General features: G+C 70.0%; 8 protein-coding genes. 7 read left to right on the top strand and 1 reads right to left on the bottom strand.

The genetic code is table 11. The annotated features are described in order from the left end of the window. Positions 1–120 precede the first annotated feature (120 nt). Genes KALB_RS19555 through KALB_RS19530 form a run of 6 tightly spaced genes read left to right on the top strand, consistent with a single transcriptional unit; the run spans position 121 to position 5,212 of the window. Positions 121–1,821 carry an AMP-binding protein gene (locus KALB_RS19555; RefSeq protein WP_025357407.1) on the top strand — a complete coding sequence of 567 codons (1,701 nt, stop codon included), beginning with the start codon at positions 121–123 and terminating at the stop codon, positions 1,819–1,821. After that, the gene (locus KALB_RS19550; protein WP_030111342.1) at positions 1,818–2,684 is read left to right on the top strand and encodes a ferritin-like domain-containing protein; all 867 of its coding nucleotides are present in this window, start codon (positions 1,818–1,820) and stop codon (positions 2,682–2,684) included. The genes KALB_RS19555 and KALB_RS19550 overlap by 4 nt, the downstream gene beginning before the upstream one ends. Next, on the top strand, positions 2,681–3,211 hold the full coding sequence (locus tag KALB_RS19545) for a PaaI family thioesterase (protein ID WP_025357405.1): 531 nt from the start codon (positions 2,681–2,683) through the stop codon (positions 3,209–3,211). Before KALB_RS19550 ends, KALB_RS19545 begins: the two co-directional genes overlap by 4 nt. Beyond that, a complete protein-coding gene (locus KALB_RS19540) occupies positions 3,208–3,483 on the top strand; it encodes an acyl carrier protein (RefSeq protein ID WP_025357404.1) in 276 nt (91 codons plus the stop codon). The genes KALB_RS19545 and KALB_RS19540 overlap by 4 nt, the downstream gene beginning before the upstream one ends. After that, positions 3,480–4,346 carry an SAM-dependent methyltransferase gene (locus tag KALB_RS19535; protein ID WP_025357403.1) on the top strand — a complete coding sequence of 289 codons (867 nt, stop codon included), beginning with the start codon at positions 3,480–3,482 and terminating at the stop codon, positions 4,344–4,346. Before KALB_RS19540 ends, KALB_RS19535 begins: the two co-directional genes overlap by 4 nt. Next, on the top strand, positions 4,343–5,212 hold the full coding sequence (locus KALB_RS19530) for an acyl-ACP desaturase (RefSeq protein ID WP_025357402.1): 870 nt from the start codon (positions 4,343–4,345) through the stop codon (positions 5,210–5,212). The genes KALB_RS19535 and KALB_RS19530 overlap by 4 nt, the downstream gene beginning before the upstream one ends. A gap of 16 nt (positions 5,213–5,228) precedes the next feature. Here KALB_RS19530 and KALB_RS19525 read toward each other — a convergent pair whose 3' ends face one another. Beyond that, positions 5,229–6,509 (bottom strand): cytochrome P450 family protein, encoded by a 1,281-nt coding sequence (locus KALB_RS19525; RefSeq protein WP_081789409.1) that lies wholly within the window; start codon positions 6,507–6,509, stop codon positions 5,229–5,231. 227 nt (positions 6,510–6,736) lie between these two features. Here KALB_RS19525 and KALB_RS19520 point away from each other — a divergent pair, with 227 nt between their 5' ends. Beyond that, the gene (locus KALB_RS19520; protein WP_158510771.1) at positions 6,737–7,933 is read left to right on the top strand and encodes a cytochrome P450; all 1,197 of its coding nucleotides are present in this window, start codon (positions 6,737–6,739) and stop codon (positions 7,931–7,933) included. Positions 7,934–7,979: the final 46 nt, after the last annotated feature.

The raw sequence follows: 7,979 nt of genomic DNA, 5'->3' as shown, positions 1-7,979 counted from the left end.
CCTCACTGAGGGTCTGCTGCCCACGAATCCGGTCTTCGATCCCTGATGTCCGCGCCAACACACCGGAAATCCGAGGGCGAACCCCACCGACCACCGAGGGGAATCAGCGTGCGGCGAACCATGCGACCTGCCCTGCTGGACGGGGAGACCCTGGGCGAGAGCCTCGCCCGGCTGGCCAAGGCCTCACCGGACTCGCGCGCGAGATTCCCCACCGCGGGCGACGAGATCACCGCGGCCCAACTGGACCTGGCCGCCACGGCAGCCGCGCACGAATTCCTGCGCGCGGGGATACGCCCCGGGGAGGTCGTGGGCGTGCTGGTGCCCACCGCCGCCCGGTTCCTCACCACGATCTACGGGCTCTGGCGCGCCGGGGCCGCCATCAGCGTGCTGCCGGTCCAGGCCGGGTTCGGCGACGTGGGAGGCACCGCGCGCCGGCTGGCCCGCATCGCCGGCGCCGCCGACATGCGCCACCTCGTACTGGATCCCAGCCATGACGACCTCGCCCGCGCCCTCGGCGAACTGCGCACCGGGGTGGCCCTGGTGCCCCCGCCCGCACCCGATGGCACCGGCGACCCGCGCGCCCTGCCCACCGTCGACCCCGAGGCGCTGGCCATCGTGCAGTTCACCTCGGGCAGCACGAGCCTGCCCAAGGGCGTGATGCTGCCGCACCGGACGACCATGGCCGGGTTGCGGTCCTGTGTGATCGCGGGTGCCTTCAGCCCCGACGACGTGTTCGTGCAGTGGGTGCCGACCTTCCACGACATGGGCCTGATCGGTCTCCAGTCGCACTGGCTCAACGGCGCCGACGTGCACGCCTTCGCCCCGACCACCTTCCTGCGGCGACCGGGCGCGGTGCTGGAGCACTTCGCGGCGCACGGCGGCACGGTGATGACCGGGCCCAACTTCTCCTACGACTACGTGCTGGACAACGTGCCCGCCGAACAGTTGGCCGCGCTGGACCTGTCCAGCTGGCGGCTGGCGTTCAACGGGGCCGAACCGATCAGCGCGGCCACCGTGCGGCGGTTCACCGAGGCGCTGGCACCCAGCGGGGTGGACGCGTCGGTGATGTACCCGGTGTACGGCATGGCCGAGGCCACCCTGTCGATCAGTTACCCCGAACCCGGTGCCACCGCGCGCATCCGTGCCGTGGACCGCAACGAGCTGGCCAGGACCGGGGAGGTGCGCGCGGTGGCCGAGACCGCGCCCGGCGCCAAGCCGGTGGTGTCGGTGGGCCGCCCGGTGCACGGCATCGACCTGCGCGTCGTGCGTGAGGACGGCGCGGTGGCCGCCGACGGCGCGCTCGGGGAGATCCAGATCAGCGGGGAACCGGTGACCACCGGGTACTTCCGCAACCCCGAGGCGACCGCCGAGGCGTTCGACCAGGGCTGGCTGCGCACCGGGGATCTGGGCTTCCTGCTCGACGGCGAGCTGTACGTCACCGGGCGGTGCAAGGAGATGGTCGTGGTGCACGGCCAGAACTTCTTCCCCGACGACGTCGAGAATCTCGCCCGCACCGTGCCGGGGGTCTACCGCCGCCGCTGCGTGGCCTTCTCCGACCTCGACGCCGAGGGCGGCGAGCGGATCGGGGTGATCGTGGAGACCGGGGAGGACCCCGCCGCGGTGTGCGAGGAGGTGCGCAGGCGGGTGGCCGCCGAACTGGACCTGTCCCAGGTTCAGGTCTACGCGGTGAAACCGCGCTGGATCCCGCGCACCACCAGTGGCAAGTGGCAGCGCGTGCTGGCCGCGCAGCGCGTGACCTCGGGCGAGGCCGAAGGGGTGTTCCCCAACACCGCAAGTGCCGATCAAGGAGAACGGGTGTGAACAGCAAGACGACATCGCCTGCCGGAGTGCCCCTGCTCGCGGACGAGCGGATGCACAGCGCTCGGGTGTTCGCCGGCTACCAGCACGCGACCTGGGAGATGCACCACATCCCGTGGCAGGAGTTCCGGCCGGACCTGGTGCTGCCCGAGCACATCGTGTTCGCCAAGGGCGCCATCGTGGGCGAGTCCAACGTCATCGCCGCGACCCACGGCCTGCTCAACGAGTTCGGCATGGACTACGACTTCTCCCAGTTCGCCTGCATCTGGGGCTACCAGGAGATCCAGCACCACCTCGCGTTCCAGACCTGGCTGCAACTGGCCGGGCACAGCATCGACCACGGCACGATCGCCTCGATGCGCGAGGCGTACCCGCCGGGCGTGACCAGGGCCGCGACGCTGGCCACCAACGTCATCTGCGAGGTGCTGGCCACCCACGCGTACAAGTGCGTTGCGCGCAGCATGCAGGAGCCGGTGCTCGCCGAGATCCTGCGCAAGGCCAGCGGGGACGAGGCCCGGCACGCGCGCGAGTTCGTGCACTACACCGCCCAGCAGTTGGCCGAACGGCCCGAGGAGTGCGCCTCGGTGGTGGAGACCCTGTACATCTACATGGGCACCACCCGCGACCTGTACCGGCACCCGGTCAGCCGGTTCAAGGGCAACCTGCCCGAACTGGCCAACCACGAGACCATCGACGAGATGTTCGCCTACTTCGCCGAGGTGGACGAGGGCGGCACCGAGTGGGCCAAGTGCTGCGAGCAGCTGTTCAAGTACTTCTCCGCGCTCACCGGCTACAAGCTGACCAAGATGGCCGACGTGCGGCGGGCGATCGCCGAGGAGTCGCTCAAAGGCGGGGTCCCGGTATGAGCACCGTCGCGCACACCGCGGGCGAGGAGATCGAACTCCCCTGGCACGCCGAACCGTCCTTCAACTGCTTCGGTTGCTCCCCGCGCAACCCGGTCGGGCTCAAGCTGCGCATGCGGCGGCTGCCCAACGGCGACCACGCGGCCGAGACGGTGTTCTCCGCGGAGTACGCCTCCTACCCGGGGATCGTGCATGGCGGCATCGTGCACGTGCTGCTGGACGAGGTGATGGGCGACACCCTGGCGCTGGTGCACGGCATGCTCGCGTTCTCGGTGACCCTGCGCAGCAAGATGCTGCTGCCACTGCGGGTTGGCCTGCGGTACCTGACCACCGCGCGGATCACCGGCCGGGGCAACGGGGTGCTGCACACCGAGGCCGAGATCACCGGGCCCGACGGCGAGGTGCACGTCATGGCCAGCGGGACCTTCCAGCCGATCCGCTCCGAGCAGGCCAGGAACCTGATGGAACTGGACGAGGCCGCGTTCGGCCGCGTCCGGCACTACTTCGACCACGGAACAGGAGAATCATGAGCGCCGAGTCCACCACCCGCGAGCAGATCGCCTCGGTCACCGCCGAGTACCTGGCCACCGAGCTGAAGATCTCCGCCGACGGGATCAGCGGCGCCGACGCGCTCCGGGACCTGCCCGGCGCCGACTCGATGAAGCTGCTGCGCGTGGTGTCCAAACTGGAGCGTCAGTGGGACGTGGAGTTCGAGGACGAGGCCATCTTCGCCGTGAAGACCGTCGACGAACTGGTCGCACTGGTGGAGAAGAGCGTCGGCGGGGACCTGGCGAAGTCATGACCCTGACCCCGCAGGAGGCGTACCAGGCGACCAACAAGCACTACGAACTGCCTGCCGAGCTGTTCGCCATCTACCTGGACCGGCGGTTGAAGTACAGCTCCGGGCTGTACACCGACGAGCACACCGACCTGGACCAGGCGCAGACGAACAAACTGCACTTCGTCGCACGGCAACTGGGCCTGCGCGGTGGCGAACGGCTGCTCGACATCGGGTGCGGCTGGGGCAGCCTGATCCTGTTCATGGCGCAGGAATACGGCTGCCACGCCACCGGCGTCACCCCGTCCCGGCCACAGGCGGACTACATCCGGGCTCGGGCGGAGGAGACCGGTGTCACCGACCTGATCACGCTGCGGCCGGGCTCGTTCACCGAGGTGGAGGTGGCCGGGCAGTTCGACGCGGTGACCATGCTCGGTTCGATCGTGCACATGCCCAACCGCACCGAGGTGCTGCGCAAGGTGCACGGGCTGTTGCGGCGCAACGGATCGCTGTACCTGTCGGAGAGCTGCTTCCGCGACCACGCCACCTACCGGGAGTTCTCCCGGCGGCCGGGCACCACGCACGTCACCGAGGCGATCTTCGGGTTCGCCGACATGGTGCCGGTCTCGGTGCTGGTGGAGGCCGTGGAGTCGGCCGGGTTCAGCCTCACCGGGCTCACCGACCTCACCGCGCACTACCACCGCACCATCGAGCAGTGGGAGCAGCGGGTGCAGGAGCAGCGCGAGCGCGTCGAGCAGGTGGCGCCAGGTATGGGCGAACCGCTGATCCGGTACCTGCGGACGGCCAACGCGGGCTGGGGCTACACCACCAAGCACTACGCGCTGAGCGCGCTGAAATCCCGGATGGGTCCGACGGAGGCACCATGAACGACCCCCTGGCCGAACCCCCGGCGCACCGGGTGCACCCGGGCATCGACCCCGCGCGGATGCGCGAGCTGACCAGCAGGGCCGTCAGCCGCGCGAGTACCCGGCAGTGGTCGATCGAGGAACTGCCCTGGGCCTCGCTGCGGCCGGAGGAGCTCACCGACACCGATCGCTCGGTGGTCCGGTTCATCACCTTCATCGAGGACCACATCCCCGGCTACCTGACCTACTTCCTCGAGGCGTTCCCGGTCTCCGGCGGGGACCTGGCCATCGAGGAGTTCTGCTTCAACCGGGAGTACTTCCGGTTCCTGATCTCCTGGGCCAACGAGGAGGAGCGGCACGCCTCGGTGCTGACCAGGTACCAGGTGGAGGCGGGCATCAACGATCCCGACACGCTGATGTGGGAACTGGCCGAGGAGGGGCGCAAGAAGTTCGCGCTGCCCTACGAGACCCCGGTGCAGGCCTTCACCTACACCCTGGTGCAGGAGAAGGCCACGCAGCTGTTCTACCAGCGGTTCAAGGCCGTGGTCACCGAGCCGGTACTGCGCGACCTGCTGCACCGGCTGGCCAGGGACGAGGCCAGGCACTTCGCCTTCTACAGCGAACTCGTCGGCGCCTACGTGCAGCGGCACGGGCTCGCGGCGACGGTGCCCGACATCAAGGACGTGCTGGCCACCTTCCGGATGCCGTTGGCGGACACGCTCAAGGGGTACTGGCGGTGGTCGATGAAGATCACCGACGCCACCTCCTACGACCACACCGAGGCCTACGACGCGCTGGTCCGGCTGGTCGACGACTTCGCGACCGCGGGCGGGCGCGCGGCCGGTGCGGACCTGACCGAGTTCGTGCACCGGATCCGCGCGATCTGAGCACCCGCCGTCCCGCTCACCCGTCCGCGCGGACCGGCAGGCGGGCCAGACCCCGGAGGAGGATGCTGTTGTGCCAGCTCAGTTCGCTGGGGTCCACGGCGAGGGTGAGCGTGGGAAACCGTTCCAGCAGAACGCGGAAGGCGATTTCCCCTTCGAGCCGGGCCAGCGCCGCACCAAGGCAGTGGTGGATGCCGTGGCCGAAGGCCAGGCTGCCGCCCCTGGCGCGGTCCAGGTCCAGTTCCCCGGGCCGCTCGAACAGTTCCGGATCCCGGTTGGCCGAACCGATGCCCAGCAACACGACCTCCCCGGCCGGGATCGTCGTGCCGCCGATGGTCACCGGTTCGGCGGCGAACCGCATGGTGGCCACGTTGACCGGGCTCTCCAGCCGGAGGAACTCCTCCACGGCCCCGGGCAGCAGCGCCGGGTCCGCGCGCAGCCGCGCCAACTGCCCGGGATTGCGCAGCAGCGCGAGCACCCCGCTGCCGATCAGGTTCACCGTGGTCTCGTGCCCGGCCACCAGCAGCAGCGAGGCCATCGCGGTGGCCTCGACGTGGGTCAGGCGGTCGGCGTCCTCGTCGGGAGCCAGGATCGCGGAAAGGATGTCCGCGCCGGGGTTGGCCAGCTTGTCGGCCACCAACTGGTTGAGGTACTCCCCCATCGCGGCCGAGGCCGCCGCGTGCTGCTCGGGCGAGGCGGCGGACAGGATCGTGTGCGACCAGCTGCCGAACTCCCTGCGCCGGCCCTCGGGCACGCCCAGGATCTCGCAGATCACGGTCATGGGCAACGGGAACGCGTAGTCCTCGACCAGGTCGACGGCCTGCTCCCCGGCCGCCAGCCTGGCCGCCATCGCCTCGGTCAGCTCGGTGGCCAGCACCTCGATGCGCGGGCGCAGCTGGCCGATGGCCCGTCCGGTGAACGCCTTGTTGACCAGCTTGCGCAGCCGGGTGTGCCTGGGCGGATCGGAGTTGAGCATGTGGTCGTGCAGCGCCATGTCCGCGCTCGCGGCGTCCTCGGGGATCCCCGAGGCGCGGCGGATGACCTCGGCCAGCCTGCCGGCGTCCTTGACCAGCCGGGGATCGGTCAACCCGGCGCGGACGTCCTCGTACCGGGTGACCAGCCAGAACGACGGCCCCAGCGGCATCCGCGCCCTGGTCACCGGCCGCTGGGTGCGCAGCAGCTCGTAGAGGGGGTACGGGTCGGCCGTGAAGCTGTCGTCGAGCAGGACCACGCCATCGGCCGGGTCCAGCACCAGGCTGGTCGACCCCGGGTTCTGCGCTGGGCACGAAGGTGTCGGCATACCGACGGTTCTCCTCTCGGTCGAGGTCGAGAAACCAGCTCTGCCAGCGGAATTCCGGCGGCAGCGGTGACCGGGCGCCATGCACGAGTCCTGCTCGGGAGCAGGAGCAAACCCCGCGACGGTAGCAACAGCGGCCCCGGACACCGTTCGCACGAAAGGCTTTCTGGGGCTTTCCCCAGTCCCGGCGCCGCCCGCGGACGGACCCACCGACACAGGACAGGATGGACATGACCGCACTCTTCGATCCGCGCGATCCGGCGGTGCGCACCGACCCGTACCCCATCTACCGGCGGCTGCGCGAGACCGATCCGATCCACCAGTCGCACTTCGGCTACTGGGTGCTCTCGCGCTACGCCGACGTGGACGCGGTGCTGCGCGCGCCCGGGGTCTCCAGCGAGTTCTACCGGAACACGACCTGGGCCCAGCGCCGCGGCGGCGTGGACAGCCCGCTCGTGCGCAGCGTGCGGAACTGGATGCTCATGCTGGACGGGCCCGCACACCGGCGGATCCGCGGCGTGATCAGCAGGGTGTTCACCCGCGGCGCCGTGGAACGGCTACAGCCGCGCGTGGCCGCCGAGGCCAACCGGCTGCTCGACGCCGTGGGCGAGGGCGAGACCGACCTGATCGACAGCCTCGCGCTGCCCCTGCCGGTCACCGTGACCTGCGAGCTGCTCGGCCTGCCCACGGACAACCGGGACCAGTGCAGGCACTGGACCGAGCAGATCAGCCGCGTGATCGACCCCTCGATCACCGCCGAGGACACCGTGGCGATGAACCGGGCGGAGACCGAGTTCCGCGAGTACGTCACCGGTGAGCTCGACCGGCGCAGGTCCGCGCCCCGGGAGGACATCCTGTCCCTGCTCGTGCACGCCGAGGTGGACGGTGTGCGCCTGACCGACCACGAGATCATCGCCAACGTGCTGTTCCTGTTCGTCGCGGGCCACGAGACCACGGTGAACCTGGTCGGCAACGGGTTGCTGGCGCTGCTGCGTCACCCCGACCAGCTCCAACTGCTGCGCGAGGATCCCGAGTTGATCCCCGGCGCCATCGACGAGATCACCCGGTACGACGCACCCGTGCAGATCGTCTCCAGGCTGTTGGACGAGGAGGTCGTGCTCGACGATGCCGTGCTCCCCGCCGGGGCCAAGGTGATGCTGCTGTTCGGGGCGGCCAGCCGCGATCCGGCGCGCTACGCCGACCCCGAGCGCCTGGACGTGACCCGCACCGGGATCAAGACGCTGGCCTTCAGCGGCGGCCCGCACTACTGCCTCGGCGCAGCCCTCGGCAAGATGGAGACCGCCGTCGTGCTGGCGGAACTGCTGCGGCGCTACAGCAAGATCGAGCTGACCGGCGAGGAGTTGGGCTGGCGGCCCAACGTCAGCTTCCGCGGCCTCCAACGCCTGCCGCTGCGGCTCATGCACTGATCCCCGCGCGCCCTCAGCCTGCCTAATACCTTTAGGTATATGCTTA

Source organism: Kutzneria viridogrisea DSM 43870 (assembly GCF_000525635.1).
GTDB classification, from domain to species: Bacteria; Actinomycetota; Actinomycetes; order Mycobacteriales; family Pseudonocardiaceae; genus Kutzneria; species Kutzneria viridogrisea.
This window is presented reverse-complemented; position numbering and strand designations above follow the sequence as displayed.